Source organism: Streptomyces sp. NPDC052721, assembly GCF_040678315.1.
Classification (GTDB): Bacteria; Actinomycetota; Actinomycetes; order Streptomycetales; family Streptomycetaceae; genus Streptomyces.
Map to the genome: position 1 here is coordinate 25,354 of NZ_JBFATL010000047.1, position 26,706 is coordinate 52,059.

Here is a 26,706-nt window from a genome sequence, read left to right on the forward strand (position 1 = left end):
GCCTCCGGTCCTTCTGCCTCCGGGATTGATGGTGCTGTTGCAGGGGGCACGGGCACCTCCGCCGCTGGGGCTGCCGCTTCTGGAGCCGGCGGCACAGCCCCCGGTGTGACGGGCACCCCGGCCTCCGGCCCTTCTGCTTCCGGAGCCGGCGGCACAGCCCCCGGTGTGACGGGCACCCCGGCCTCCGGTCCTTCTGCCTCCGGGATTGATGGTGCTGTTGCAGGGGGCACGGGCACCTCCGCCGCTGGGGCTGCCGCTTCTGGAGCCGGCGGCACCGCCCCCGGTGTGACCGGCACCCCGGACTCCGGTCCTTCTGCCTCCGTAGCCGGTGGTGCCGGTGCGGAGGGGGCGGGCGCTTCGGTCGCCGGACCCTCCGGCTTCCGGGCCGGCGACACCGTTCCGGGAAACACGGGGGCCCGGTCGGCAGGCGGGGTTCTGCAAGCCGACGGGTCAGCCCTCGCCGATGCCTCCGCCGCTGACAGTGCCCTCGCCGCCCGGGAGCCAGGCCCTCAGCTTCCCTTCGGCGAAGAAGAAGACCCCACCACGGAGCGCAGTGCCGCTCTCGCCGCCCGGCTGAGTGCCGAGCTGGCTCGGGAGGAGGCCGCCGGGGTGGACGCAAGCGGCGCGGGACGGCGGAGTCCCGAGAGTGCCCAGTGGGACGATTTCGCCTGCGGGGTGCCACTCTTCCCGCTGCAACCCCAGCGCACCGCCCGTGAGCTGCTCGCCGACCACGTCACGGCGATGGTGTGCTGCGCGGCCGTAGACACCGCCGGAGCCGTCCCCGCCCTGGACTGGCTGGACGGGCCCTCCCTGCTGCTGGGCGGTGAACGGGCGGCCGACCTGGCGCCCAAGGTCCTCACTCTGATCGAGGAGGGAGACCCGGGCCCGCTGCGCGACTGGCTGGCCGCGTCCGGCATACGCCCCGAGAAGCCCGTACGTCTCGTCTGACCCGACCGGGGACGACCCGCCGGCCCCCCGCCGGAGGCGCCCGCCGCCCGCCACGGGCCCGAATCCCGCCGAGGCCGGCGGTAGTCCCTCCCCGGCTCTCAGCCGACCCGGACCCCACCCGACCCCCGTGCCGGAAGCCCGCACGGGACCCCGTACCGGAAAAGCGACTTCCAGTTCAGGTCAATTCGCAACGACTAGTGACCGTCCCCGTGCGTTATGTGATGTGCTGGGACCGACCACGCCCTTGGCAAAGGCACGCGACATAAGACAGCACGGCCGAGCACACCGAGCACAGCGAGAGCAGTGAGCACCACCGAGACAGGCACGGGGGCCTGAGGGAGGGGAGCGACCATGGCCTCGGACCACATCCGCCGCTGGGAGTCCGGAGCACTCGCGCACGCCGTCACGGACCCCTTCGGGCAGGGCCCGGTGCCCTGGCTGCGTGGCAGTGAGACGTATTTCGACGACACCGGCCACGTCGTGCCGTGGTACGTCGACCCCAGCCCGCAGCAGCTCACCGGCGGCGACCGCGTACGCGTCCCGGCGCCGCGCGCGGCCGGGTCCGGCCCCCGCTCGGCCGACGACGTGCACCGCCAGATCAAGGGCTTCACCTCCACCGGCGCGGTCGCGCCCGGCGAGGCGATCGACTTCCACATCACGGTCGACCCGCCGCAGCAGTTCAGCGTGGACATCTACCGCATCGGCCACTACGGCGGCGACGGCGCGTCCAAGATCACCACCAGCCCCCGCCTCTCCGGCATCGTCCAGCCCCCGCCGCTGACCGCCGACCGCACGGTCTCCTGTCACCACTGGTGGCTGTCCTGGCGCCTCCAGGTGCCCTCCTACTGGAGCATCGGCGCCTATGTGGCCGTCCTGACCACCGCCGACGGCTACCGCTCCCACGTGCCGTTCACGGTCCGCGACGACCACCCCGCGGACCTCCTCCTGCTGCTGCCGGACATCACCTGGCAGGCGTACAACCTCTACCCGGAGGACGGCCGGACCGGCGCCAGCCTCTACCACGCCTGGGACGAGAAGGGCCGGCTGCTGGGGGAGGCCGACGCCGCGACCACCGTCTCCTTCGACCGGCCGTACGCCGGCGCGGGCCTGCCCCTGCACGTCGGCCACGCCTACGACTTCATCCGCTGGGCCGAGCGCTACGGCTACGACCTCGCCTACGCCGAGGCCCGTGACCTGCACGCCGGCCGGATCGACCCCACCCGCTACCGGGGACTGGTCTTCCCGGGCCACGACGAGTACTGGTCGGTGCCGATGCGCCGGGCCGTCGAGGACGCCCGCGACCGTGGCACCTCGCTGGTGTTCCTCTCCGCCAACACCATGTACTGGCAGGTGGAGCTGGGCCCGTCCCCGTCCGGCGTCCCGGACCGCCTATTGACCTGCCGTAAGCGCAAGGGCCCCGGGCGGCCGGTGCTGTGGCGCGAGATCGACCGGCCCGAGCAGCAGCTGGCCGGCATCCAGTACGCGGGCCGGGTCCCCGAGCCGCACCCGCTGATCGTCCGCAATGCCGGCCACTGGCTGTGGGAGGCGACCGGCGCCCATGAGGGCGACGAGATCGCGGGCCTGGTCGCCGGCGAGGCGGACCGTTACTTCCCGCGCACCCCACTGCCCGAGCACGACGAACGCATCCTGCTCGCCCACTCCCCCTACACCGACAACGACGGCGTCCTGCGCCACCAGGAGACGTCGCTCTACCGTGCCCCCTCCGGCGCCTGGGTGTTCGCCTCGGGCACTTTCGCCTGGTCCCCGGCCCTGGACCGCCCGGGCCATGTGGACGCCCGTGTCCAGCGCGCCACCGCGAACCTGCTGGACCGCATCTGCAAACGCGACTGACACCAAGCGCCCCACGCCCGGCGCCCGACCCACACCCCCGGGCGCGCCCTATCACCCCCATACGGGAGAATCGAGGCATTGGACAGAACCACGGGGAGGAACCGTGTCCGGATTCGTAGAAAAGCCCGAGCCGATCGAGGTTCCGGGCCTGGTGCACCTGCACACCGGAAAGGTGCGCGAGCTGTACCAGAACGAGGCGGGCGACCTCGTGATGGTCGCCAGCGACCGCATGTCCGCCTATGACTGGGTGCTGCCCACGGAGATCCCCGACAAGGGCCGCGTCCTCACCCAGCTCTCCCTGTGGTGGTTCGACCAGCTCCGCGACCTCGCCAGGAACCATGTCATCAGCACCGAGCTGCCCGAGGGCGCCCCGGCCGACTGGGCGGGCCGCACGCTGATCTGCAAGTCGCTGAAGATGGTCCCGGTGGAGTGCGTGGCCCGTGGCTACCTCACCGGCTCCGGCCTCGCCGAGTACCAGGAGTCCCGTACGGTCTGCGGCCTCGCCCTCCCCGAAGGCCTCGTCGACGGCTCCGAACTCCCCGCTCCGATCTTCACCCCGGCCACCAAGGCCGAGGTCGGCGAGCACGACGAGAACGTGTCCTACGAGGAGGTGGCCCGCCAGGTCGGCGCCGAGACCGCCGCCCAGCTGCGCCAGGCCACGCTCGCGGTGTACTCGCGTGCCCGGGACATCGCCCGGGACCGGGGGATCATCCTGGCCGACACCAAGTTCGAGTTCGGCTTCGACGGCGACACCCTCGTCCTCGCCGACGAGGTCCTCACCCCGGACTCCTCCCGCTTCTGGCCGGCCGACCAGTGGCAGCCGGGCCGCGCCCAGCCGTCGTACGACAAGCAGTACGTCCGTGACTGGCTGACCTCGCCCGAGTCCGGCTGGGACCGCAGGAGCGAGCAGCCCCCGCCGGCGCTGCCGGAGGAGGTCGTGGCGGCGACCCGGCAGAAGTACGTGGAGGCGTACGAGCGGCTGACGGGCACCAGCTGGTCCTAGGCACGAAAAAGACCCCGGTCCAATGGACCGGGGTCTCATCCCGAGCGGACGACGAGGCTCGAACTCGCGACCTCAACCTTGGCAAGGTTGCGCTCTACCAACTGAGCTACGTCCGCGTTGCGCCGTTGCGCGAGAGCAACTATACCCAACCTCGCTCGCGTGCGAGACGCACTGCCGCATGACGGTTCTCGGCGCCGAGCTTCGTGACCGCCGAGGAGAGGTAGTTCCGCACGGTCCCCGGTGACAGCGCGGCCCGTTCGGCGATCTCCGCGACCGGCGCTCCGTCGGCGGCCAGCTCCAGCACCTCCGCCTCCCGCGCGGTCAGCGGGGAGTCCCCGGCGGAGATCGCGTCGGCGGCCAACTCGGGGTCCACGTAGCGGTTTCCGGCATGCACCGTGCGGATGATCTCGGCGAGCCGCTGGGCGCTGACGGTCTTCGGGACGAACCCGCGCACACCGGCCGCGAGCGCCCGTTTCAGATGCCCGGGCCGCCCGTGCCCGGTGACGATCAGCACCTGGCAGCCGGGCAGTTCGGCACGCAGGGATGTGGCGACCTTCACACCGTCCGCGCCCGGCATCTGGAGGTCCAGGACGGCTACGTCGGGCTGGTGCGCCCGGGCCATCGCCAGTGCCTCGGGCCCGCTCGCCGCCTCCGCGACGACCAGCAGATCGTCCTCCAGGGAGAGCAGGGCGGCCAGCGCACCCCGGATCAGGTGCTCGTCGTCGGCGAGCAACAGCCGTACCGGAGCGCTCACGAGGTGACTCCTCTCACAGTCCTCAGGGGTACGTCCGCCACCAACCGGAACCGGTCCCGGCCCGTGCCCACGACTCCCGCCTCCAGGGTTCCGTCCACGGCGGCGAGCCGCTCCCGCAGTCCCGCGAGCCCCGAGCCACCGCCACCGCTGGGCGCCGCGGCCCCGTCGTTCTCCACCGTGAGCACCACATGCCCCTCATGTACCGCCAGTTCCACCTCGCACCGGCCCGCGTCCCCGTGCCGCAGCACGTTGGTGGTGGCCTCGCGCACCACCCAGCCGAGTGCGGACTGCACCTCGGCGGGCAGTCCGCCGGTCTCCGCGCGGACCTCGCAGTCGATCCCGGCCGCCGTCAGCACGCCCTGGGCACCGGCGAGTTCCACGCCGAGGTCGGCCTCGCGGTAGCCGCGTACGACGGCCCGCACCTCCCGCTGGGACTCCTGCGCGACGCGCTGCACCTCGATCATCTGCTCCACGGCCTCCGGCCGCCCCCGCCGGGCCAGTTGCACGGCCAGCTCGCTCTTGAGGGAGATCACGGACAGGTTCCGCCCCAGCACGTCGTGCAGGTCGCGTCCGAAGCGCAGCCGTTCCTCCGCGACGGCGAGCCGGGCCTCCACCTCACGGGCCCGTTCCGCCTCCCACAGCACGGCCAGGGTCCAGGCGCCGCAGCGGCAGGCGAGCAGTGAGAACACCGTCTGGAAGGCCACCATCAGGAAGGTCGCGAGCAGGCCCACGGTGTCGTGGTCGGCGAGCCACACGGCACCCGTCAGCACGGCCGCGAGCACCGCCGACCGGCGCAGGAACACCCGTACCGGGACCGCAAGTCCGTACAGGAGCCCGAACGGCAGCAGGGAGGCGCCGACGGCCAGCCGGATCGTCATGGGGTCGGCCGCGTCCAGCGCCGAGAGGGCCACGGTCAGGGCCAGCGCCAGGGCCAGCAGGACGGCCGGGGCGCGGTGGGCGTCGGCCGGCAGCCGGGCACGCCCCAGGTAGTGGTCGAGGGCGGGCCGGGTGAGCCGGTTCGAGGCCACGCACTGCAGGGCCGCCACGAGCACGAGCAGGGCGCCCAGGACAACCGCCACGGGCCGGTGGCCGAGGCCGCCCACCAAGGGCAGCAGCAGCCAGCCGAGCGAGAAGAACCAGGTCGTGCCGTGCCAGGTGACGACCGTGTACAGCTCGACCCGTTCCGCCTTGCTGCGCTCCCTCCAGTGCCGCTGCTGCCACCGCCGTATCCGCCCCACCACGTGCGCCCCCCGTTCCTCAGCGCCGGGGCTCCCACCGGAACCACCGCCGTACAGCAAACACCGCCACCACGGTCCAGGCCAGCGCGGTCGCGAGCGCGCCGAGCGCCTCGTACCCGCTCAACCCGCCGGTCCAGCCCGCCCGGACCAGGCGCATCGCGGGGGACAGCGGGAGCAGTTCGCAGACGGAGGCGAGCTTCTCCGGCATGACCTCGGTGGGGAACATGATCCCGGAGCCGATCATCGACACGAACACCAGCGGCAGCGCGGTGACCTGGCCGCTCTCCACGGTCCGGGTGAAGGACGCGGTGAGGGCGGCGAGCGCCGCGCTCAGCACCAGTCCGGACGCGAGCCCCAGCAGGGTCAGATACGGCGCCCTGGGCGCCCCGGCGTCCAGCAGGACCGCGCATCCGGCGCAGAGCAGCAGCGCCTGCGCGAGGCCGAGGCCCAGGGCGGGCAGGGCGGTGCCGGTGAGGATCTCGGGGTCGGTGAGTTCGCCGGTGCGCAGCCGCTTGAGGACCAGTTCCTCGCGGCGGGCGACGTAGGCGTTGACGAGCGAGGTGTAGACGGCGAAGAGGAGGGAGAAGCCGATCGCGGCCGTGAGCATGGCCGCGCCGATGCTGATGCCCCGCTTCTCCACGTCCATCTGGTCGAGGGCCGGGCGCACGCTGAACGGCAGGGCGAGCGGCACCACGAGCGCGGTGAAGACGACACCTCGGTTGCGGCCGAGGAGGGCCAGTTCGGCCCGCGCCAGCGCCCGCAGCCGCCGTACGGAGGGCGCGAGGGTGCTCAGGGCCACGCCACTCATGCCGCCGCCTCCTCGTCCCGGGCGATCCCGAGGAACGCCTCCTCCAGCGAGGCCGAGCGGACGTCCAGGCCGCGCAGTTCGACACCGGCCCGCTCGGCCCAGACGAGCACGGCGGTGGCGGTCCGCTGGAGTTCACGGGTCCGCAGCCGCACCACCCGGCCGTCGCTCTCGTGTCCGCAGACACCGAGGCCGGCGAGGGGCGGCAGATCGGCGAGGAAGTAGCCGTCGGGAAGTTCGAAGGAGATCCGGGAGGGGCGGCCGGCGGTGACCTCGGCCGGGGTGCCGGAGGCGGCGATACGGCCCTCGTGCAGGATGGCGAGCCGGTCGGCGAGGCCCTCGGCCTCCTCCAGGTAGTGCGTGGTGAGCAGCACGGTGGTGCCGGCGTCCCGCAGCCGGCGCACCAGTGCCCAGGTGTCCCGGCGGCCCTCGGCGTCGAGCCCGGTCGTCGGCTCGTCGAGGAACAGCACCTCGGGGTCGCCGAGCAGGGCGAGCGCCAGGTCGAGGCGCCGCCGTTCGCCGCCGGACAGCTGCTTGACCCGTACGCCCCGCTTGCCCGCGAGCCCCACCAGCTCCAGCACGTCCGCCGCCCTGTGGCTCGACCCCCTCCGGGCGGTACCGGCGCGGCCCTTCGGCTCACTCGCGACCGGCCGGGCGCCGGTCGTGCAGTCCGCCCACATCCGGGCGGTCTCCGCGACGGTCAGCTCGGCGGGGAAGCCGCCCTCCTGGAGCATGACGCCGGTGCGGGGCCGTACGGCGGCCCGCTCGCGGTGGGGGTCGTGGCCGAGCACCCGGACCCGGCCGCCGGCCGGTGCGGCGAGCCCTTCCAGCAGTTCGACCGTGGAGGTCTTTCCGGCGCCGTTGGTGCCCAGCAGGGCGAAGATCTCCCCGCGCGCCACGGAGAAGGTGATTCCGCGTACGGCCTCGAACCCGCCCCCGTAGACACGCCTGAGGTCGGTGACCTCGATCACGTTCTCGTGTCCGTCGATGTCCATGACCCCAGCGTCCCGGCGGGGTGCCCCGGCCGGCAGTGCGCGGTGTCATCGCTCGGCATGACACATGTCAGAGACGCCGGGCCGGACGACGAAAAGACCCCGGTCCAGTGGACCGGGGTCTCATTCCCGAGCGGACGACGAGGCTCGAACTCGCGACCTCAACCTTGGCAAGGTTGCGCTCTACCAACTGAGCTACGTCCGCACTGCTCCCGATCGGCTCCCACCGATCGGTGCGAACACCAGCCTACCTGATCCACAAGCGTGGTCGGGTCGGCGGTGCGGAGCGGGTGACAGGAATCGCACACTGCGCCTTCCCCCTGGAAGGGGGATGTTCTACTACTGAACTACACCCGCACGGTCCTCGGGATCCGGCCTGTCGGCCTCGCCCCTCGGCGTGTCCCAGACATTAGCTGATCAGCAGGGGGGTAGCGCAAGTCGGTTCCCCCCGAGGCCCCGTATGCCCCAAGTGCACGGCCCCCAGGGCCGTCTGACGGGCCCTGGGGACTCGCCCCTTCGCGGGCTCACTGCGCGGCGCTGAACGCCTCGTAGACCTTCTTCGGGATGCGTCCACGGGCGGGGACGTCCATCTTGTTGGCCTGGGCCCAGGCGCGGACGGCCGCCGGGTCGGGGGCGACCTCCGTCTGCTTGTACGCCTTGCCGGACCGCGACCGCTTGCGGCCGGCCTCGACGTAGGGCGCGAGCGCCTTGCGCAGTTTCTTGGCGTTGCTTTCGTTCAGGTCGATCTCGTACGACTTGCCGTCGAGTCCGAAGGCGATCGTCTCCGCCGCTTCCGAGCCGTCGATGTCGTCAAAGAGAGTGACCACGACCTTTTGCGCCACGAATATCGGTCCCTTCGTGCAGCACGTCGTTACAGCTCAACGCCGACGACGTGCCGAGTATCGGCTATTGCCAATTCATTTGTACAGTGCCCGGCAATGCAAAGTGAAGCCCGACTAAATCCGTCCGCGTGTCCGGGCGCAATAGGTGCGACGGACGGACTGTGGAACTTTCCCAGAACTTTTCACGGGTGTCCGGCTTCGACACCCGATCGTGATGCGCCTCACGTACATTCCTCCAACTCTACTCGCGTAGAAATTTTGTGCGGGTAGTCTGAAGGAACCTGCTCAGCACCACACACCGGGAGTGCCAGTGGCACGCGTCGTAGTCGACGTCATGCTCAAGCCGGAGATCCTCGACCCCCAGGGCCAGGCGGTCCAGCGTGCGCTGCCGCGCCTGGGTTTCGAAGGGATCTCGGACGTACGTCAGGGAAAGCGTTTCGAACTGGAAGTTGACGGGCCGGTCGACGAGGCCGCGCTCGCCCGCATCCGCGATCTTGCGGAATCCTTCCTCGCCAACACCGTGATCGAGGACTTCACGGTCCGGGTCGATGAAGTCGCGGAGGCGGCCAAGTGACCGCTCGTATTGGCGTCGTCACTTTCCCGGGCAGCCTGGACGACCGGGACACCCAGCGCGCGATCCGTATCGCCGGGGCGGAACCGGTCGCCCTCTGGCACAAGGACAAGGACCTCAAGCAGGTCGACGCCGTCGTGCTGTGCGGCGGTTTCTCCTACGGCGACTACCTGCGGGCCGGCGCCATCGCCCGCTTCTCGCCCGTGATGGAGCCGCTCATCGAGCAGGCGAAGGCCGGACTGCCGGTCCTCGGCATCTGCAACGGCTTCCAGATCCTCACCGAGGCCCACCTCCTCCCGGGCGCGATGCTCGGCAACGACCACCTCCACTTCATCTGCCGCGACCAGAAGCTGCGGGTGGAGAACGCGGAGACCTCCTGGACCAGCGACTACCGCGCGGGCCAGGAGATCCACATCCCGCTGAAGAACATGGACGGCCGGTACGTCGCCGACGAGTACACGCTCGACAAGCTGGAGGCGGAGGGCCGCGTCGCCTTCCGCTACCTGGTCCGCGGCGAAGCCGCTGATGGATACGGCAACCCGAACGGCTCGCTGCGGGACATCGCCGGCATCACCAACGAGGCCGGGAACGTCGTCGGCCTCATGCCGCACCCCGAGCACGCCGTCGAGCCGCTGATCGGTACGGGCCGTACCGACGGGCTCCCGTTCTTCACCTCGATCCTCAAGAAGCTGGTCAACGCATGAGCCGGACGCCTCTGGACACGGTCGAGCACGCGGCCGCGACCCCCGACGTCGAGCTGCCCTGGGCCGAACTCGGCCTGAAGAAGGACGAGTACGAGCGGGTGGTGGAGATCCTCGGCCGCCGCCCGACCGGCGCCGAACTCGCCATGTACTCGGTCATGTGGTCCGAGCACTGCTCGTACAAGTCCTCCAAGGTCCACCTGCGCCAGTTCGGCGAGAAGGCGCCGCAGAGCGACGCGCTGCTCGTCGGCATCGGCGAGAACGCCGGTGTGGTGGACGTCGGCCAGGGCTACGCCGTCACCTTCAAGGTCGAGTCGCACAACCACCCGTCGTACGTCGAGCCCTACCAGGGCGCGGCCACGGGTGTCGGCGGCATCGTCCGCGACATCATCGCGATGGGCGCCCGCCCGGTGGCGGTCGTGGACCCGCTCCGCTTCGGCGCGGCGGACCACCCCGACACCAAGCGCGTCCTGCCGGGCGTGGTCGCGGGCATCGGCGGCTACGGCAACTGCCTGGGCCTGCCCAACATCGGCGGCGAGGTCGTCTTCGACGCCTGCTACCAGGGCAACCCGCTGGTCAACGCCGGTGCCATCGGTGTGATGCGGCACGAGGACATTCACCTCGCGAAGGCCTCCGGCGCGGGCAACAAGGTCATCCTGTACGGCGCCCGGACCGGCGGCGACGGCATCGGCGGCGCCTCGATCCTGGCCTCCGAGACCTTCGACGACGCCAAGCCCTCCAAGCGCCCGGCCGTCCAGGTCGGCGACCCCTTCCAGGAGAAGCTGCTCATCGAGTGCACCCTGGAGGCGTTCCAGGAGAAGCTGGTCGTCGGCATCCAGGACCTCGGCGCGGCCGGTCTGTCCTGCGCCACCTCCGAGCTGGCCTCCAACGGCTCCGGCGGCATGCGCGTCACCCTGGACGACGTACCCCTGCGCGACTCCACGCTCTCGCCCGAGGAGATCCTCATGAGCGAGTCGCAGGAGCGCATGTGCGCCGTCGTGGAGCCGGACAAGGTCGACCGCTTCCTGGAGATCTGCGAGAAGTGGGACGTCATCGCCACCGTCATCGGTGAGGTCACCGACGGCGACCGGCTGGAGATCTTCTGGCACGGCGAGAAGATCGTCGACGTCAACCCGCGCACGGTCGCGCACGAGGGCCCGGTCTACGAGCGCCCCTACGCGCGCCCCGAGTGGCAGGACGCCCTCCAGGCCGACGACGCGAACAAGCTGCCCCGCCCCGAGACGGGCGAGGAGCTGAAGGCCCAGGTCCTGAAGCTGGTCGGCTCGCCGAACCAGGCCTCCAAGAAGTGGATCACGTCCCAGTACGACCACTTCGTGCAGGGCAACACCGTCCTCGCCCAGCCGGAGGACTCCGGCATGATCCGCGTGGACGAGGAGACCGGTCTCGGCGTCGCCATCGCGACGGACGGCAACGGCCGCTACGCCAAGCTCGACCCGTACACCGGCGCCCAGCTGGCCCTGGCCGAGGCCTACCGGAACGTGGCGACCACCGGCGCCAAGCCGCTGGCCGTCTCCGACTGCCTGAACTTCGGCTCGCCCGAGGACCCGGCGGTGATGTGGCAGTTCGCCGAGGCCGTGCGCGGTCTCGCGGACGGTTGTCAGCAACTGGGCACCCCGGTGACCGGCGGCAACGTCTCGCTCTACAACCAGACCGGCGAGGCCGCCATCCACCCGACCCCGGTGGTGGCCGTGCTCGGCGTGATCGACGACGTCGCCCGCCGCACCCCGGTCGCCTTCCAGGAGGAGGGTCAGCTGATCTACCTCCTCGGCGACACCCGGGAGGAGTTCGGCGGCTCGGCCTGGTCCCAGGTGATCCACGACCACCTGGGCGGTCTGCCCCCGCAGGTGGACCTGGAGCGCGAGCGGCTGCTGGCCGAGATCCTGATCTCCGCCTCCCGCGACGGCATGATCGACTCCGCGCACGACCTGTCCGACGGCGGTCTGGTCCAGGCCGTGGTCGAGTCCGCGCTGCTCGGCGGCAAGGGCGCGCGTCTGGTCGTACCCGACGGCCTGGACGCCTTCACCTTCCTGTTCTCCGAGTCGGCCGGCCGCGCGATCGTCGCGGTGCCGCGCTCGGAGGAGGTCCGCTTCAACGACATGTGCGGTGCGCGCGGCCTGCCGGCCACCCGTATCGGTGTCATCGACGGCGACGCGGTGGAGGTGCAGGGCGAGTTCACCCTCTCCCTCGCCGAGCTGCGCGAGGCCCACGAGGGCACGATCCCGGCGCTGCTGGCGTAGCGGAGCCTGCTCGGGTCGTATGCGCAGACGCCCCCGTCCGAACGCGGTCCGGGCGGGGGCGTCCGCGTGCACGGCGACAGTCCGTCCGGTGAAAGTCTCCGCACCGGCCGTAAGGATGCGCCCGGCCCACGACAATGTGGAGACCTTGCCGACACGGAGCGGCCGTGACCGCGCCGCACGCCTCACGGACCTGTACGTCCGTGAGCACGCGCGCGTGTGCGCCTTCGTGCACCGGCGGCCGGGCGACCGCGAGGCGGCGGAGGAACTGACCGCCGAGGTCTTCCGCACCGACCGGGAGCGCTTGACGGCAGGTCAGGGCGTGAGCCCGGGCCGGCTGTTCGTGACCGTGCGCAACCTGCTGAACAACCACTACCGCTCCAGGACCCGCCTGACGGAGCCGCACCGCACCATCGCCGACGCGGTGGGCCGCGCTCCCGCGCCCGAGCGGGACGACGCCGTCCTCGACGCCCTCGGCCGGCTGCCGCCCGCCCACCGCGAGGTCCTGCCGCTGAGCTACTGGGACGGGCTCAGCGTCGCGGAAGCCGGCGAGGCCGGCGTAGCCGCCGCGACCGCGCGAAGGCCCCGCCGGGACAGCCGGGCGGAGCCTTCGCGGATCGGCAGCGGCTTGGCGGAACCCCGCTGAAACGCCGCCCCGGCGGGCATAAGGTCGCTCTCATGCCACCGGCCAAGAAGCGTCCCCGCAGCTACGACCCCGCCAAGACCCGAGCCGCGGTCTTCGCCCAGCTCGGCACCGTACGGGAGGCTCTGCGCGGCCTGGAACCCCGGCAGCTCGCCCTGCCGACCCGGCTCGGCGCCTGGACCGTACGGGACCTGATCGCGCACATCGGCATGGCCGTCACCGCCGTCCACCGGGCCCTGGAGCTGCCCGCCCCGGCCCGGCAGACCGTCACCGTGGTCGAGTGGCCGTTCTCCACCCGGCCGCGCGCCGGCGCCATCGACGACTTCACCCGGGGCCTCACCGCCGCCCACCCGGACCTCGGCGCCTACCTCGCCGACGTCGACCAGAGCCTGCGCGCCCTGCTGGACGAGCACCCCGGCAGCCGGCTGCTGGACACCAGCGCGGGCGCGCTGCCGCTGGACGACTACCTCGTCACCCGCGCCCTCGAACTCGTCGTCCACACCGACGACCTGAACGCCGCCGTCCCCGGCCTGGAGGTGCCGTACGACCGGCAGGCCCTGGCCGCCACCACCCGGCTGCTCGCCGACGCCCTCGCCGTGAAGGCGCCCGGCGGCTCCACCGAGGTGCGGGTGCCGCCGTACGCGGTCGTGCAGTGCGTCGAGGGCCCCCGGCACACCCGGGGCACCCCGCCCAACGTCGTGGAGACCGACCCGCTGACCTGGATCCGGCTCGCCACCGGCCGTACGGCCTGGGCGGACGCGCTGGCCGCTGCCAAGGTGAGCGCGAGCGGGGAGCGGGCGGACATCGGGGGGCTGCTGCCGGTCATGGCGTAGCCGGAACCCGGGTCCGCCCACGTACGTCGAATCACCATGAACCGGTACAAGCAGCGCGTGACCCTGGCGGTGGCCGCCGTGCTTCTCCCGTTCACGGTGGCCTGTGGCGGCGAGAAGGCGGACAGTGGAGCGGTGAGCGTCCAGCAGCCGGTGACCGGGATCGACTGGCGGGTCGACGGCATCACCGTCGGCGCCACCACCCGGCCCGCGCCCGCCCCCGCCCGTCTCCGCATCGACGAGGACGGCAAGGCGGGCGGCAACCTGGGCTGCAACCACTTCAGCGCCCGCGCCACCGTGAGCGGGGACCGCATCACCATCGGTGACCTGCGCACGACCCGGATGGCCTGCAGCGAGGAGCGCATGGACTTCGAGCGCGCCCTCGCGCGCATCCTCACCACCGGCACCCTCACCGCCAAGGCCGACGCCGCGAAGGCGACGCTCACCGACGGCGACGGCGACCGCGTCCACCTCAGCCGGAGCACCCCCGGATGATGTGCGACACCTCACTCACGAATACGGCGAAGCCGCCCGTGACCGGCTCGTACGGCCCGCCCGCAGCCCCCCGCGGCCGGTGACACACCGCCCTGACCAGGGAAAACGCGGAATCCACCAAGGTGATCCGGACCGCCCGGCCCGTTACGGGCGCGTATCCCCAATTCGGACCAGTGGTCGACCTCGCCTACACTCGGTGGTGTGCCACGTGGTGACGGTCGACTCAATCACGATCTGCTTCCCGGCGAGAAGGGCCCCCAGGACGCTTGCGGCGTCTTCGGTGTCTGGGCTCCGGGTGAAGAGGTCGCAAAGCTCACGTACTTCGGGCTCTACGCCCTCCAGCACCGGGGTCAGGAATCCGCGGGAATCGCGGTCAGCAACGGCTCCCAGATCCTCGTCTTCAAGGACATGGGCCTGGTCTCCCAGGTCTTCGACGAAACCTCGCTCGGTTCGCTCCAGGGTCACATCGCGGTCGGACACGCCCGCTACTCGACCACCGGCGCCTCCGTGTGGGAGAACGCCCAGCCGACGTTCCGCGCCACCGCGCACGGCTCGATCGCGCTCGGCCACAACGGCAACCTGGTCAACACGGCGCAGCTCGCCGAGATGGTCGCCGACCTGCCGAACGACAACAACAGCCGCTCCACCCGGGTCGCGGCCACCAACGACACCGACCTGCTGACGGCCCTGCTGGCCGCCCAGGTCGACGAGGACGGCAAGCCGCTGACCATCGAGGAGGCCGCGCACGCGGTGCTCCCGAAGGTCAAGGGCGCCTTCTCCCTCGTCTTCATGGACGAGCACACCCTCTACGCCGCCCGTGACCCGCAGGGCATCCGCCCGCTGGTCCTCGGCCGGCTGGAGCGCGGCTGGGTGGTCGCCTCCGAGACCGCCGCGCTGGACATCACCGGCGCGAGCTTCGTCCGCGAGATCGAGCCGGGCGAGTTCGTCGCCATCGACGAGAACGGCCTGCGCAGCTCCCGATTCGCGGAAGCGAAGCCCAAGGGCTGTGTCTTCGAGTACGTGTACCTGGCCCGCCCGGACACCGACATCGCCGGCCGGAACGTCTACCTCTCCCGCGTGGAGATGGGCCGCCGGCTGGCCAAGGAAGCCCCCGTAGAGGCCGATCTGGTCATAGCGACCCCGGAGTCCGGCACCCCGGCCGCCATCGGCTACGCGGAGGCCTCCGGTATCCCCTTCGGTGCGGGTCTCGTGAAGAACGCCTACGTCGGCCGTACGTTCATCCAGCCCTCGCAGACCATCCGCCAGCTGGGCATCCGCCTGAAGCTGAACCCGCTGAAGGAAGTCATCAAGGGCAAGCGCCTGGTCGTCGTGGACGACTCGATCGTGCGCGGCAACACCCAGCGGGCCCTGGTGCGCATGCTCCGCGAGGCGGGCGCCGCCGAGGTCCACATCCGGATCTCCTCCCCGCCCGTGAAGTGGCCCTGCTTCTTCGGCATCGACTTCGCCACGCGCGCGGAGCTGATCGCCAACGGCATGACCATCGAGGAGATCGGCACCAGCCTCGGCGCCGACTCGCTCGCCTACATCTCCATCGACGGCATGATCGAGGCGACCACGATCGCCAAGCCGAACCTGTGCCGCGCCTGCTTCGACGGCGAGTACCCGATGGAGCTGCCGGACCCGGAGCTGCTCGGTAAGCAGCTGCTGGAGACCGAGCTGGCGGCCGGTCCGGCCGCGACCGCGGCGACCGACGCGATCCGCCGCCCGTAAGTTCTGCCGTACGACACGAAAGTTCTCACCCCATGTCTGAGACGACTGGTGCCAGCTACGCAGCCGCGGGCGTCGACATCGAAGCGGGAGACCGCGCCGTAGAGCTCATGAAGGAGTGGGTGAAGAAGACCCGGCGCCCCGAGGTGCTGGGCGGCCTCGGCGGCTTCGCCGGGCTCTTCGACGCCTCCGCCCTCAAGCGCTACGAGCGCCCGCTGCTCGCCTCCGCCACGGACGGCGTCGGCACGAAGGTCGACATCGCACGCCGGATGGGCGTCTACGACACCATCGGCCACGACCTGGTCGCCATGGTCATGGACGACATCGTGGTGTGCGGCGCCGAGCCGCTGTTCATGACCGACTACATCTGCGTCGGCAAGGTGCACCCCGAGCGTGTCGCGGCCATCGTCAAGGGCATCGCGGAGGGCTGTGTGCTGGCCGGATGCGCCCTGGTGGGCGGTGAGACGGCCGAACACCCCGGCCTGCTCGGCGAGGACGACTTCGACGTCGCCGGCGCCGGTACGGGCGTTGTGGAGGCGGACCGGCTGCTCGGCGCGGATCGCATCCGCACGGGTGACACCGTGATCGCCATGGCGTCCTCCGGGCTTCACTCGAACGGGTACTCCCTGGTCCGCCATGTCCTGCTGAACACGGCGGGCCTGGCCCTGGAGTCGGAGGTGGCCGAGCTGGGCCGCACCCTCGGCGAGGAGCTGCTGGAGCCCACCAAGATCTACTCGCTGGACTGTCTGGCACTGACCCGCACGGCCGAGGTGCACGCGTTCAGCCACATCACCGGTGGCGGGCTCGCCGCGAACCTGGCCCGGGTGATCCCGGACGGGCTGCACGCCGTGGTCGACCGCTCCACCTGGACCCCGGGCGCGATCTTCGACCTGGTCGGGACGACCGGGAACGTCGAGCGCCTGGAACTGGAGAAGACCCTCAACATGGGCGTCGGCATGATGGCGATCGTCCCGGAGGAGTCCGCGGAGGTCGCCCTCGCGACGCTGGCCGACCGGGGTGTCGACGCCTGGGTCGCCGGTGAGATCACCGAGCGGGGCGAGAAGACGACCGGCGCGGAGCTGGTGGGGGACTACGCGGTCTGACCGTGCGGACAGCACAGAAGCCGGTCGGTGGCTGTGCCACCGACCGGACTGGTGCTCAGTGCAAGGTCAAGCGCCTCGACGGTGCTGTGCGGGACCTTCGTCCTCGTCCTCGTCGTCGTCCTCATAGAGGTCGGCGTAGCGGGAGTACAGGTCGTCGTCGTCATGCTCATCGTCCGTGAAGCGGTCGCCGTTCGGCGACTGGTTCGACGTCGATGCGCCCAGCTCCTCGGCCAGGCGTGACAGGTCCGTCCCGCCGCTGTTGTACTTCAGCTGGCGGGCGACCTTCGTCTGCTTGGCCTTGGCCCGGCCGCGCCCCATGGCTCGACCCCCTCAACGACGGGGCTCGACGGCCCCAGAGTCTGACACGCGTTCATGATCTGGAACGGACTCTCCGTGGAGAGGCCCGTCCGTAGGGCTTCCACGGTACCTGAGCCCGCGCCCATACGGTACGTCGCCCGCAGCACGCGCGTCTGCCCAGAACCTTCGAGGCGCCCTGTCCTCGCTGGTCAGTGGCGATTTTAACCACTTATCGGGGAACGACCCGCCGGGGGGAGTGAGAGTTCTCTCTAAGTTCCCGCCGACGGGTACCGCTCAGATGTGCGACCGGCTCAGCACGCGGCCCGGGTCGCGCGGGCGTCGGCCATCCGCTGCTCGGCGATCCGGTCGGCCGCCGCGGCCGGCGGAATCCCGTCTTCCTTCGCACGTGCGAATATGGCCAGCGTGGTGTCGAAGATCTTCGCGGCCTTCGCCTTGCACCGGTCGAAGTCGAACCCGTGCAGCTCGTCGGCCACCTGGATCACCCCGCCGGCGTTCACCACGTAGTCCGGCGCGTAGAGGATCCCGCGGTCGGCGAGGTCCTTCTCCACACCCGGGTGGGCCAGCTGGTTGTTGGCCGCACCGCAGACCACCTTGGCGGTGAGCACCGGGACGGTGTCGTCGTTCAGGGCGCCGCCGAGGGCGCACGGGGCGTAGATGTCGAGCCCCTCGACCCGGATCAGCTCCTCGGTGGTGGCGACGGCCGTCACCCCCGCGGGGTACTGCTCCAGGATCCGCTGGACGGCGTCCACGCGCACGTCCGTGATCACGACCTCCGCGCCCTCGTCGCGCAGGTGCTTCACCAGGTGGCGGCCGACCTTGCCGACGCCGGCGATGCCGACCTTCCGGCCGCGCAGCGAGGGGTCGCCCCACAGGTGCTGGGCGGAGGCGCGCATGCCCTGGTAGACGCCGAAGGCGGTGAGCACGGAGGAGTCGCCGGCGCCGCCGTTTTCGGGGGAGCGGCCGGTGGTCCAGCGGCACTCGCGGGCCACCACGTCCATGTCGGCGACGTACGTGCCGACGTCGCACGCGGTGACGTAGCGGCCGCCGAGGGAGGCGACCATGCGGCCGTAGGCGAGGAGCAGCTCCTCGGTCTTGTCGCGCTCCGGGTCGCCGATGATCACGGCTTTGCCGCCGCCGTGGCCGAGCCCGGCCATGGCGTTCTTGTACGACATGCCGCGTGCGAGGTTGAGGGCGTCGGCGACGGCCTCGCCCTCGGTCGCGTACGGGTAGAAGCGCGTGCCGCCGAGGGCGGGGCCCAGGGCGGTGGAGTGGATGGCGATCACGGCCTTGAGGCCGCTGGCGCGGTCCTGGCAGAGCACGACCTGCTCATGGCCGCCCTGGTCCGAGTGGAACAGGGTGTGCAGGACATCAGCAGGCGCGCCGGTTACGTCGGTCACTGTGGTGACTCCTGTGTACTAGCGGCGAGTGGGGTTCGGTCCCCGTACGGGTGGCGGGGAGCCGTGGCATGAGCGTAGAGCCTCGGTTCCCTCACCATCCGCGCAGTGTTCAGGATCACTCTCCGGGGCCCGCTGCGCACGTATGAGCGTGGCACGATTTGCAGTGGTTTCGAGCCGGGTCCGGTGGGGAGGGAGCAGGCGTGCCGAAGGTGTCCTCCGTGGTCGTCCCCTATGCGGCGTACCTGCGCGTGTACGAGCCGCTGGGCGCCTTCCCCGAGCCGGAGCGCGGTCACTGGGCGCGCTACGCCCGCCGCCCCGACCGCCCCTCCTACCAGGACGAACTGCGTCGCTCCCTGGCCGACCTGCTGCCCGTCCCGCCGATCGCGGTGCCGGTGCACGAGAGCAGCGACGCCTTCGTGCTGGAGGTCGACGGGGTGGTCTGCGTGTGCCCCTGGCGGACCCGGCTGCGCGGCTGGCAGGCCCTGGAGGAGCTGGCCGAGGAGCTGCCCCCGCCGGTGCTGGACGCGGTGCTGCCGCCGGTGGTGCGCCGCCAGGCCGCCCAGGACTACGAGCGCTGGCTCGCCCGCAACCCCGACGCCCGCCCGTGGATCCGCACGGCGACCTGGCAGGTGCCGCTGAACTGGTTCGTGCTGGTCTCGGACGAGGAGCGGCGGTACGACAAGGGGACCGCCGAGGTGCCCCCGGTGCTGCGCTACCGCACGCCGATGGTGCAGGCCCGGCGCCGGGTGGCGCGGGCGCTGCGCACGCTGAAGGACGCCGTCGAGGAAGGCCCGCTGATCGACGGTCTGGTGGACGTCGGCCGCTGGCTGGAGGAGTTCCATCCGCGCTCGCTGGTGGAGCTGGACTACGGGGGCCTGGTGCATGTGCTGCCGGCCGGCGAGCTGGAGGGCGACCACTCGGCGGCGGACGTGGCGGCCGGGATCGAGGCGCTGCGCCGGGGTGACGGGACGGCCGCCGGGGAGGCGTACGGGCGGCTGGTGGAGCGGTGGCGGGCGGTACGGGACCGGCGCTCCGCGAACTGAGTGACGTACGTCACGGTCAAATCGGTGACAGAGGACGTACGTTCTACTCGCTTAGACCACCTGACGGGACGTTGGTCCCGATCTGGACTTATGTCTCAAGGGTGATGCACGGCACTTACCCGGCTCTTGCGCCTCTTGGCACTCCTCGTGCCAAAATAGGACAAGGGGTCCGGGGAGGGCTCCATCCGTCCAACTATGCTCCATGGTGGGCGGATTCTCAGCATTGCACGCTTTGGGGGGTCTGGTGACTCCTGATTGTCCTGTGACTGATCGTCACAGTGGCGTGACTGTCCGCTATGGCATGGTCCATCGGCTTCCGTCGCTGATGAACACCTGGGAGGGCAATTCCATCGGTTTGGCCGACGCGGCTGGACAGATGGTGTAGTTGTAGTGCCGAGGACAAGCCGTTCGTCCTATAACCGACTCGACTCGCGTCCGCCATTTCGGGCAACGCGGGTCAAGGTGCAGAATTTAGAGGAAAGAACCGAGAAGGTTCGGTTCTCCCGAGGAGGCCGCTCATGACCGCTCGCACCCCTGATGCCGAGCCGCTGCTGACCCCGGCTGAGGTCGCCACCATGTTCCGCGTCGACCCCAAGACGGTCACGCGGTGGGCGAAGGCCGGCAAGCTCACGTCCATCCGTACGCTCGGCGGGCACCGCCGCTACCGCGAGGCCGAGGTCCGCGCCCTGCTGGCGGGCATCCCGCAGCAGCGCAGCGAGGCCTGAACAACTGCATAACCGGGCAAGACGGTCGGTCCCCCAACTGGCCGAGGCGCCCGAAACCCTAGCTCCAAGCGACGCGGGACCTGCCCCAACAGGCCCCTCGCCCAGGCCGAAGAGAACGTTGTAGGCAAGCGACACAGGGTGCGTCGTCGATCGCGCTGGACTCCGCCGGGTCCAGCGCGATCTTTTTTGTGCGCAGGTCGGGGGGCGCGGGCGGCAGTTGTGAGCGTCCTTGTCGGAGTCTGGGGAGGGCTGTCGGAACGACTGTGCGCGACCCCTGGGAGCGGTGCAATTGCACATATTAAATTGACCCGTTGTATGAAGGGGGTAAGTACCGCTGTTTCAAAAACTCATGCGGTGACTCCCGTCACACGTTCGGACGCTTGTTGCCTGCGGCTCGCATGCGTTAGAGGAGCGTCCGGGCGGGGTGCGCGCCCCAGACTCCCACGTCTGTACGGTGGTTGGGGCCGGCGGAGGTCAGACGCGACGAGTGGTCTCGCCGTCCTCGGGGGCCTCCCGCTCGGCCTCCTGGGCCTGCGGGGCGCCGTCCATCGCCAGCCGCAGCAGGTGGTGGCAGATGGGACAGTGGCGGGTGAGGTGCCGGTAGGACGAGGCGGCCGACAGATGCGCCCTCAGAAGCGCCCGCGTCTCATGCCTGACCGACGCCGCCATACGCCACCTCCGGGGGCCGCACAGAGGGAACGAGCCCTGCTCCCTGAGTACCGAGGGAATGTGACGCCGTCAAGACGGCGTGGGCTCCCCCGGCCTCGCTGGAACAGCCCCCAGCCTCACCGGAACAGCAAGAAGGGCCCCCTTCCGGGGGCCCTTCGTCATGCGGTCCTGACGGGATTTGAACCCGCGGCCTCCACCTTGACAGGGTGGCGAGCACTCCAAACTGCTCCACAGGACCTTGTTTCGCGGCGCTTCTTCGTGCGTTGCGCTGCGAGAAGAGACTGTACAGGAGGGTGAGGGTCCCGGTCGAACTCACCCTCCGTGCGGGAGCGGTTACGGGATTGCTGCGTCGATCGCCTTGACGATCCGCTTGTCGGAGACGGGGTACGCCGTGCCCAGCGCGTGGGCGAAGTAGCTGACCCGCAGCTCCTCCAGCATCCAGCGGATGTCCAGGACGGCGGACGGGACCGGGCGGCCCTTGGGGAGCTGCTCCAGGAGCCAGGCGTACTCGTCCTGCATCTCGTGGACCTTCTCCATGCGGGTCGTGTCCCGCTGGACGTTCGTCGGCATCTGCTGCAGGCGCCGGTCCGCGGCCACCAGGTAGCGCATCAGGTCGGGCAGGCGCCGTATGCCCGCCCAGGTGACGAAACCGGGCTTCACGAGAGCGTCCAGCTGCTTGCGGACGTCCGTGAGGTTCGCGAGCAGCGCGGGGCTGCCGACGGCCTTCAGGCGGCGCTCGCAGGCCTGCCAGGCGGCGAGGACCTGCTGCACCTGGGCGACCGTACGGACCGTGGTGTCCACGATCTCCGCGCGCACCTTGTCGTACAGCTTCCGGTACGACTCCTCGTCCCACGCCGGCCCTCCGAAGTCCGCGATCAGCTTGTCCGCCGCGGCCATCGCGCAGTCGTCGAACAGGGCCTGGATCGAGCCGTGGGGGTTGGCCGAGAGGGCGAGTTTCTGGGCGTTCGTCAGCTTCTCGGACGCGAACTTCGCCGGATTCACCGGGATGTTGCGCAGGATGAGCCGGCGGGTGCCCTTCCACATGGCCTCCGCCTGCTCCTCCTCCGTGTCGAAGAGGCGGACGGAGACCGTGTCGCCGTCGTCGACGAGCGCCGGGTACGCCTTGACCGGCTGACCGGCCCGGCGGGTCTCGAAGACGCGGGTGAGGGTGCCGATCGTCCAGTCCGTCAGGCCCTTGCGCTCCAGGGACTCCCCGCCCTCGCGGGACGCGGTCGCGGCCGCCGCCTGCGACAGGGCCTTGCGCGCCTTCGGCTTCAGCCGGAGCTTCAGCGCCTCCAGGTCCTTGTCCTCGGCCAGCTTCCGACGCCGCTCGTCAACGATCCGGAACGTGATCTTCAGGTGGTCGGGAACCTTGGTCCAGTCGAAGTCGTCCGCCTCGAACGGGACACCGACCATCCGCTTCAGCTCGCGCGCCATCGTGACGGTCAGCGGCTCCTGGAGGGGCACCGCCTTCTCCAGGAACGCCTTCGCGTAGTTCGGTGCCGGTACGTAGTTGCGGCGGATCGGCTTCGGCAGGGAACGGATCAGCTCCGTCACCACCTCCTCGCGCAGGCCCGGGATCTGCCAGTCGAAGCCCTCGTCCGTGACCTGGTTGAGGACCTGGAGCGGGATGTGGACCGTCACACCGTCGGCGTCCGCACCCGGCTCGAACTGGTACGTCACCCGGAACTTGAGCTGCCCCTGCCGCCAGGTGTCGGGATAGTCGGCCTTGGTGACCGCCTCCGCCGACTCCCGGATGAGCATCTCCCGCTCGAAGTCCAGGAAGTCCGGCTGCTCGTGCCGCTTGCGCTTCCACCAGGAGTCGAAGTGGGCGCCGGAGACGACGTGTTCGGGCACCCGCTGGTCGTAGAAGTCGAACAGCGTGTCGTCGTCGACCACGATGTCCCGGCGCCGGGCGCGGTGCTCCAGCTCCTCGACCTCGCTGAGCAGCTTGCGGTTGTCGGCGAAGAACTTGTGGTGCGTGCGCCAGTCACCCTCCACGAGCGCGTTGCGGATGAACAGCTCGCGCGAGACCTCCGGGTCGATCCGGCCGTAGTTCACCTTCCGCTGGGCGACGATCGGCACGCCGTACAGCGTGACCTTCTCGTACGCCATCACGGCGGCCTGGTCCTTCTCCCAGTGCGGTTCGCTGTACGTCCGCTTGAGCAGGTGCCCGGCCAGCGGCTCGACCCACTCCGGCTCGATCTTGGCGTTGACCCGCGCCCAGAGGCGGCTCGTCTCCACCAGCTCGGCCGACATCACGAACTTCGGCTGCTTCTTGAACAGCGCCGAGCCCGGGAAGATCGCGAACTTGGCGTTGCGGGCGCCCAGGTACTCGTTCTTGTTGCCGTCCTTCACGTCCTTCATCCCGACGTGGGAGAGGAGACCGGCGAGGAGGGAGACATGGATCCGGTCGGCCGGGGCGTCGTCCTCGTTCAGATGGATGCCCATCTGCTTGGCGACCGTGCGCAGCTGGGTGTAGATGTCCTGCCATTCGCGAATGCGCAGGAAGTTCAGGTACTCCTGCTTGCACATCCGGCGGAAGGACGACGAGCCGCGCTCGCGCTGCTGCTCGCGGATGTACCGCCACAGGTTCAGATAGGCGAGGAAGTCGCTGGTCTCGTCCTTGAAGCGGGCGTGCTGCTGGTCGGCCTGGGTCTGCTTGTCGGCCGGGCGCTCGCGCGGGTCCTGGATGGACAGCGCGGCGGCGATGACCATGACCTCGCGGACACAGCCGTTCTTGTCGGCCTCCAGGACCATCCGGGCCAGGCGGGGGTCGACGGGCAGCTGGGCCAGCTTGCGGCCGGTGTCCGTGAGCCGCTCGCGGGGGTCCTTCCGGGCCGGGTCCAGCGCGCCCAGTTCCTGGAGCAGCTGCACGCCGTCGCGGATGTTGCGGTGGTCCGGCGGGTCGATGAAGGGGAACTTCTCGATGTCGCCGAGGCCGGCCGCGGTCATCTGGAGGATGACGGAGGCCAGGTTCGTCCGCAGGATCTCCGCGTCCGTGAACTCCGGGCGGGCCAGGAAGTCGTCCTCGGAGTACAGACGGATGCAGATGCCGTCGGAGGTACGGCCGCAACGGCCCTTGCGCTGGTTGGCGCTGGCCTGGCTGACCGGCTCGATGGGCAGCCGCTGGACCTTGGTGCGGTGGCTGTAGCGGCTGATCCGGGCGAAGCCGGGGTCGATGACGTACTTGATGCCCGGGACGGTGAGGGAGGTCTCGGCGACGTTGGTGGCCAGAACGATCCTGCGCCCGGTGTGCGGCTGGAAGACCCGGTGCTGCTCGGCGTGCGAGAGCCGGGCGTAGAGGGGGAGCACCTCGGTGAAGCGGTACTTCTTCTTCTCCAGCGCGTCCGCCGTGTCGCGGATCTCCCGTTCGCCGGAGAGGAAGACGAGGATGTCGCCCGGACCCTCGGCCTGGAGTTCCTCCACGGCGTCGCAGATGGCGGTGATCTGGTCGCGGTCGGCGTCGTCCGATTCCTCTTCGAGGAGCGGCCGGTAGCGCACCTCCACGGGGTACGTCCGCCCGCTGACCTCGATGATCGGGGCGTCGCCGAAGTGCCGGGAGAAGCGCTCGGGGTCGATGGTCGCCGAGGTGATGACGACCTTCAGGTCGGGCCGCTTCGGCAGCAGCTGGGCGAGGTAGCCCAGCAGGAAGTCGATGTTGAGGGACCGCTCGTGGGCCTCGTCGATGATGATCGTGTCGTAGGCGCGCAGCTCGCGGTCGGTCTGGATCTCGGCGAGCAGGATGCCGTCCGTCATCAGCTTGATGAAGGTGGCGTCCGGGTTCACCTGGTCGGTGAACCGCACCTTCCAGCCGACGGCCTCGCCGAGGGGCGTCCTCAGCTCCTCCGCGACCCGCTCGGCGACGGTCCGGGCGGCGATCCTGCGGGGCTGGGTGTGCCCGATCATGCCGCGCACGCCCCGGCCCAGCTCCAGGCAGATCTTCGGGATCTGGGTGGTCTTCCCGGAACCGGTCTCACCGGCCACGATGACGACCTGGTGATCGCGGATGGCGGCCGCGATCTCGTCCTTCTTCTGGCTGACCGGCAGCTGCTCGGGGTAGGTGACGGCCGGCACGCGCGAGCGCCGCTCGGCCATCCGGGCCTCGGCCTTGCCGATCTCGCCGTCGATCTCGGCGAGGACGGCGGCACGGGCCTCCGGCTTACGGATCTTGCGTGCGCCCTCCAGCCGCCGCCCGAGCCGATGCGCGTCGCGCAGCGACAGCTCGGTCAGACGGGGTGCGAGGGTGCCGAGGGCGGGGGCGGGATGCGTAGACATACGCGATCCAGGATCTCACCTGGGGCGAAAAACAAGCGAACGATTTGACCGGGGCGCGATGTCACAGCATGACCTAGCGTGGTCGGTATGCCTGATTCCCCGCACGGAGAGCACGGACGCCCCCCGACCCGCGCGGAGCGCTGGGCGGCGTTCAAGGCATCCCCTTTCCTTCCCGCCATCGTCCTCCTCCTGATCATCGCCGCCGCGGCCGGCTTCTTCGCGGGTTCCTACACGTACGCCATGGCCGACCCGACCCCGCACAGCATCCCCACGGCGGTGACCGGCGCGTACGACCAGCCCGCGGCCCGGCGGTTCGTCGACGGCATGGAGAAGGCACTCGGCGCCTCCATGAAGCTGCAGCCGTACGGCAGCCGGGAGGACGCGGTACGGGCGGTGGACCAGCAGAAGGTCTTCGCGGTGGTCGACGCGCCCGCCGGCGGCCGGACGATCACCCTCCATGTGTCCGGGGCCTCCGGGGCGACGGTGGCCCAGGTGCTGGGGCAGGCGGCGTCGAAGGTCGGCAAGGCCACCGGCATCACCGTGGTGCTCCACGACCTGAAGCCGTTGCAGAAGGGCGACCCGAGAGGCCTGGCCATCTTCTACATCTCCCTGGCCGCAGTGATCATCGGCTTCGTCGGCGCCATCCAGCTCAGCGTGCACGCGTCGGCGCTGAACCCGCTGGAGCGGATCTGTTTCACCGTCGCCTACGCCCTGCTCGGCGGGTTCTCGATCGCCGCGGTGGTGGACTGGCTGCTGGGGGCGCTGAGGCTGCCGTTCGCGGAGTCCTGGGCGATCCTCGCCTTCACCATGTTCACCTCGGGCATGGTGTTCACGATGTTCAACACCCTGGTCGGGCGCTGGGCCATGCTGCCGACGTGGGGGCTGATGGTGCTGCTGGGCAACCCGTCGTCCGGCGGTGCCGTCTCCTGGCCCCTGCTGCCGTCCGTGCTGGGGACGATCGGCCGCTGGCTGCCGCCCGGTGCCTCGGTGAACGCCCAGCACACGGCGGTGTACTTCCGCGGCAACCAGCACGCGTTCCCGTTCCTGGTGCTGGCGGGCTGGGCGGTCGTCTCCTGCGCGGTCTTCCTGATCTGGCGGCACCGCCATCCGGGCGGCAGACCGCGGCAGCCGGCCCACGCGGCCTAGGGGGTGCGCTGGGCGGGCGGAGCCGGTGGGGTGGTCTCGGTGCGCCGGCGGTCCGGGCCGTGCCCGAGGGCGATCGACCTCGCGGTGTTGGAGACGGCCTTGATGCCCAGGTAGGCGGTGGTCGTGCTGCTGACAGCGGTGAACGCGGCGGTGAGGATGCCGACGATCACCGCCTTGTCTCCGTCGAGCTGCCACACACCGAAGACGGCGACTGCGGCGATCGCCAGATTGCTGATGACGACCGCGAGCAGCCCGTACCGGGCCCGGTCCTTCTCCAGCTCGGTGTCCTGGATGCCTCTGCCCTGGTCCCGGCCCATGTCTCCCCCTATGTGAAGAGCCCCTCTCCAGTGATGCTGGAGAGGGGCTCAAGC

The 26,706-nt window shown here is 70.6% G+C and carries 23 protein-coding genes, 4 tRNA genes and 1 pseudogene; 14 read left to right on the forward strand and 14 right to left on the reverse strand.

All coding sequences use genetic code 11. The features are described 5' to 3' along the window. Positions 1 to 540 precede the first annotated feature (540 nt). From AB0L21_RS33000 to AB0L21_RS33010, 3 genes and pseudogenes are all read left to right on the forward strand, one after another. Positions 541 to 948: pseudogene (locus tag AB0L21_RS33000) on the forward strand (hypothetical protein); the annotation flags it as partial. 351 nt (positions 949 to 1,299) lie between these two features. After that, the gene (locus tag AB0L21_RS33005; protein ID WP_365706421.1) at positions 1,300 to 2,799 is read left to right on the forward strand and encodes a N,N-dimethylformamidase beta subunit family domain-containing protein; all 1,500 of its coding nucleotides are present in this window, start codon (positions 1,300 to 1,302) and stop codon (positions 2,797 to 2,799) included. Between the two features lie 103 nt (positions 2,800 to 2,902). Further along, entirely contained in the window at positions 2,903 to 3,802 is a 900-nt protein-coding gene (locus AB0L21_RS33010; RefSeq protein WP_365788051.1) for a phosphoribosylaminoimidazolesuccinocarboxamide synthase, read from the forward strand. A gap of 43 nt (positions 3,803 to 3,845) precedes the next feature. On the opposite strand, the gene AB0L21_RS33015 is transcribed toward AB0L21_RS33010, so the two are convergent. The 8 genes from AB0L21_RS33015 to AB0L21_RS33050 all read right to left on the reverse strand — a co-directional run bounded on the left by AB0L21_RS33015 (position 3,846) and on the right by AB0L21_RS33050 (position 8,433). Next, a tRNA-Gly gene (locus AB0L21_RS33015) sits at positions 3,846 to 3,918 on the reverse strand. A 23-nt stretch (positions 3,919 to 3,941) separates the two neighbouring features. Further along, the gene (locus AB0L21_RS33020; protein WP_365706425.1) at positions 3,942 to 4,556 is read right to left on the reverse strand and encodes a response regulator transcription factor; all 615 of its coding nucleotides are present in this window, start codon (positions 4,554 to 4,556) and stop codon (positions 3,942 to 3,944) included. Beyond that, positions 4,553 to 5,797 carry a histidine kinase gene (locus AB0L21_RS33025; protein WP_365706427.1) on the reverse strand — a complete coding sequence of 415 codons (1,245 nt, stop codon included), beginning with the start codon at positions 5,795 to 5,797 and terminating at the stop codon, positions 4,553 to 4,555. The genes AB0L21_RS33020 and AB0L21_RS33025 overlap by 4 nt, the downstream gene beginning before the upstream one ends. Before the next feature lie 16 nt (positions 5,798 to 5,813). Then, positions 5,814 to 6,602, reverse strand: coding sequence for an ABC transporter permease (locus AB0L21_RS33030; protein ID WP_365706429.1), 789 nt, complete (start codon positions 6,600 to 6,602; stop codon positions 5,814 to 5,816). Continuing rightward, positions 6,599 to 7,594: an ABC transporter ATP-binding protein gene (locus AB0L21_RS33035; protein ID WP_365706431.1), complete on the reverse strand. Its 996-nt coding sequence runs from the start codon at positions 7,592 to 7,594 to the stop codon at positions 6,599 to 6,601. Before AB0L21_RS33035 ends, AB0L21_RS33030 begins: the two co-directional genes overlap by 4 nt. A 129-nt stretch (positions 7,595 to 7,723) precedes the next feature. Further along, positions 7,724 to 7,796 (reverse strand) — tRNA-Gly (locus AB0L21_RS33040). Between the two features lie 80 nt (positions 7,797 to 7,876). Then, positions 7,877 to 7,948: transfer RNA gene (locus tag AB0L21_RS33045), tRNA-Gly, on the reverse strand. 167 nt (positions 7,949 to 8,115) lie between these two features. Next, entirely contained in the window at positions 8,116 to 8,433 is a 318-nt protein-coding gene (locus AB0L21_RS33050; RefSeq protein ID WP_030656924.1) for an Lsr2 family protein, read from the reverse strand. A gap of 310 nt (positions 8,434 to 8,743) precedes the next feature. On the opposite strand from AB0L21_RS33050, the gene purS reads away from it, so the two are divergent. The 8 genes from purS to purM all read left to right on the forward strand — a co-directional run bounded on the left by purS (position 8,744) and on the right by purM (position 16,759). Beyond that, on the forward strand, positions 8,744 to 9,007 hold the full coding sequence (gene purS, locus AB0L21_RS33055; protein ID WP_014673609.1) for a phosphoribosylformylglycinamidine synthase subunit PurS: 264 nt from the start codon (positions 8,744 to 8,746) through the stop codon (positions 9,005 to 9,007). Continuing rightward, on the forward strand, positions 9,004 to 9,708 hold the full coding sequence (gene purQ, locus AB0L21_RS33060) for a phosphoribosylformylglycinamidine synthase subunit PurQ (protein ID WP_365706433.1): 705 nt from the start codon (positions 9,004 to 9,006) through the stop codon (positions 9,706 to 9,708). Before purS ends, purQ begins: the two co-directional genes overlap by 4 nt. Next, a complete protein-coding gene (gene purL / locus AB0L21_RS33065) occupies positions 9,705 to 11,963 on the forward strand; it encodes a phosphoribosylformylglycinamidine synthase subunit PurL (RefSeq protein WP_365706435.1) in 2,259 nt (752 codons plus the stop codon). Before purQ ends, purL begins: the two co-directional genes overlap by 4 nt. A 136-nt stretch (positions 11,964 to 12,099) precedes the next feature. Next, on the forward strand, positions 12,100 to 12,606 hold the full coding sequence (locus AB0L21_RS33070) for a sigma-70 family RNA polymerase sigma factor (protein ID WP_365788071.1): 507 nt from the start codon (positions 12,100 to 12,102) through the stop codon (positions 12,604 to 12,606). A 32-nt stretch (positions 12,607 to 12,638) separates the two neighbouring features. After that, positions 12,639 to 13,436 (forward strand): sterol carrier family protein, encoded by a 798-nt coding sequence (locus tag AB0L21_RS33075; RefSeq protein WP_365788052.1) that lies wholly within the window; start codon positions 12,639 to 12,641, stop codon positions 13,434 to 13,436. Positions 13,437 to 13,472: 36 nt separating this feature from the next. Then, entirely contained in the window at positions 13,473 to 13,928 is a 456-nt protein-coding gene (locus tag AB0L21_RS33080; RefSeq protein WP_365706443.1) for an META domain-containing protein, read from the forward strand. Positions 13,929 to 14,129: 201 nt separating this feature from the next. Then, on the forward strand, positions 14,130 to 15,659 hold the full coding sequence (gene purF, locus AB0L21_RS33085; protein ID WP_365788053.1) for an amidophosphoribosyltransferase: 1,530 nt from the start codon (positions 14,130 to 14,132) through the stop codon (positions 15,657 to 15,659). Between the two features lie 32 nt (positions 15,660 to 15,691). Further along, on the forward strand, positions 15,692 to 16,759 hold the full coding sequence (gene purM, locus AB0L21_RS33090; RefSeq protein ID WP_365788054.1) for a phosphoribosylformylglycinamidine cyclo-ligase: 1,068 nt from the start codon (positions 15,692 to 15,694) through the stop codon (positions 16,757 to 16,759). Positions 16,760 to 16,825: 66 nt separating this feature from the next. Here the strand turns inward: purM and AB0L21_RS33095 are convergent, their stop codons facing one another. Both AB0L21_RS33095 and AB0L21_RS33100 read right to left on the reverse strand, forming a co-directional pair. Further along, positions 16,826 to 17,077, reverse strand: coding sequence for a DUF3073 domain-containing protein (locus AB0L21_RS33095; protein ID WP_030656912.1), 252 nt, complete (start codon positions 17,075 to 17,077; stop codon positions 16,826 to 16,828). A gap of 290 nt (positions 17,078 to 17,367) precedes the next feature. Next, positions 17,368 to 18,474 carry a Glu/Leu/Phe/Val dehydrogenase dimerization domain-containing protein gene (locus AB0L21_RS33100; protein WP_365788055.1) on the reverse strand — a complete coding sequence of 369 codons (1,107 nt, stop codon included), beginning with the start codon at positions 18,472 to 18,474 and terminating at the stop codon, positions 17,368 to 17,370. Between the two features lie 200 nt (positions 18,475 to 18,674). Between AB0L21_RS33100 and AB0L21_RS33105 the strand changes: the two genes are divergently transcribed. Together AB0L21_RS33105 and bldC are read left to right on the forward strand one after the other, a co-directional pair. Then, positions 18,675 to 19,517, forward strand: coding sequence for a hypothetical protein (locus tag AB0L21_RS33105; protein ID WP_365706452.1), 843 nt, complete (start codon positions 18,675 to 18,677; stop codon positions 19,515 to 19,517). Between the two features lie 518 nt (positions 19,518 to 20,035). Then, positions 20,036 to 20,242, forward strand: coding sequence for a developmental transcriptional regulator BldC (gene bldC / locus AB0L21_RS33110; protein ID WP_003949541.1), 207 nt, complete (start codon positions 20,036 to 20,038; stop codon positions 20,240 to 20,242). Positions 20,243 to 20,716: 474 nt separating this feature from the next. Here bldC and AB0L21_RS33115 read toward each other — a convergent pair whose 3' ends face one another. The 3 genes from AB0L21_RS33115 to hrpA all read right to left on the reverse strand — a co-directional run bounded on the left by AB0L21_RS33115 (position 20,717) and on the right by hrpA (position 25,189). Beyond that, entirely contained in the window at positions 20,717 to 20,911 is a 195-nt protein-coding gene (locus AB0L21_RS33115; RefSeq protein WP_365788056.1) for a DUF6274 family protein, read from the reverse strand. 163 nt (positions 20,912 to 21,074) lie between these two features. Beyond that, a tRNA-Asp gene (locus AB0L21_RS33120) sits at positions 21,075 to 21,149 on the reverse strand. Positions 21,150 to 21,244: 95 nt separating this feature from the next. Further along, positions 21,245 to 25,189 carry an ATP-dependent RNA helicase HrpA gene (gene hrpA / locus AB0L21_RS33125; protein WP_365788057.1) on the reverse strand — a complete coding sequence of 1,315 codons (3,945 nt, stop codon included), beginning with the start codon at positions 25,187 to 25,189 and terminating at the stop codon, positions 21,245 to 21,247. Positions 25,190 to 25,276: 87 nt separating this feature from the next. On the opposite strand from hrpA, the gene AB0L21_RS33130 reads away from it, so the two are divergent. Continuing rightward, complete coding sequence (locus tag AB0L21_RS33130; RefSeq protein WP_365706458.1) at positions 25,277 to 26,335, forward strand: ABC transporter permease; 1,059 nt, start codon at positions 25,277 to 25,279, stop codon at positions 26,333 to 26,335. Here the strand turns inward: AB0L21_RS33130 and AB0L21_RS33135 are convergent. Beyond that, entirely contained in the window at positions 26,332 to 26,652 is a 321-nt protein-coding gene (locus tag AB0L21_RS33135; protein ID WP_365706460.1) for a hypothetical protein, read from the reverse strand. The genes AB0L21_RS33130 and AB0L21_RS33135 overlap by 4 nt on opposite strands. Positions 26,653 to 26,706: the final 54 nt, after the last annotated feature.

Excerpts from the sequence above, each read along its gene's own strand:
- bldC (WP_003949541.1), top strand. The coding sequence starts at position 20,036 with ATGACCGCTCGCACCCCTGATGCCGAGCCGCTGCTGACCCCGGCTGAG.
- AB0L21_RS33005 (WP_365706421.1), top strand. The coding sequence starts at position 1,300 with ATGGCCTCGGACCACATCCGCCGCTGGGAGTCCGGAGCACTCGCGCAC.
- hrpA (WP_365788057.1), bottom strand. The coding sequence starts at position 25,189 with ATGTCTACGCATCCCGCCCCCGCCCTCGGCACCCTCGCACCCCGTCTG.
- AB0L21_RS33080 (WP_365706443.1), top strand. The coding sequence starts at position 13,473 with ATGAACCGGTACAAGCAGCGCGTGACCCTGGCGGTGGCCGCCGTGCTT.
- AB0L21_RS33135 (WP_365706460.1), bottom strand. The coding sequence starts at position 26,652 with ATGGGCCGGGACCAGGGCAGAGGCATCCAGGACACCGAGCTGGAGAAG.
- AB0L21_RS33130 (WP_365706458.1), top strand. The coding sequence starts at position 25,277 with ATGCCTGATTCCCCGCACGGAGAGCACGGACGCCCCCCGACCCGCGCG.
- AB0L21_RS33030 (WP_365706429.1), bottom strand. The coding sequence starts at position 6,602 with ATGAGTGGCGTGGCCCTGAGCACCCTCGCGCCCTCCGTACGGCGGCTG.
- purL (WP_365706435.1), top strand. The coding sequence starts at position 9,705 with ATGAGCCGGACGCCTCTGGACACGGTCGAGCACGCGGCCGCGACCCCC.
- AB0L21_RS33095 (WP_030656912.1), bottom strand. The coding sequence starts at position 17,077 with ATGGGGCGCGGCCGGGCCAAGGCCAAGCAGACGAAGGTCGCCCGCCAG.
- purM (WP_365788054.1), top strand. The coding sequence starts at position 15,692 with ATGTCTGAGACGACTGGTGCCAGCTACGCAGCCGCGGGCGTCGACATC.
- AB0L21_RS33035 (WP_365706431.1), bottom strand. The coding sequence starts at position 7,594 with ATGGACATCGACGGACACGAGAACGTGATCGAGGTCACCGACCTCAGG.
- AB0L21_RS33075 (WP_365788052.1), top strand. The coding sequence starts at position 12,639 with ATGCCACCGGCCAAGAAGCGTCCCCGCAGCTACGACCCCGCCAAGACC.
- AB0L21_RS33115 (WP_365788056.1), bottom strand. The coding sequence starts at position 20,911 with ATGGCGGCGTCGGTCAGGCATGAGACGCGGGCGCTTCTGAGGGCGCAT.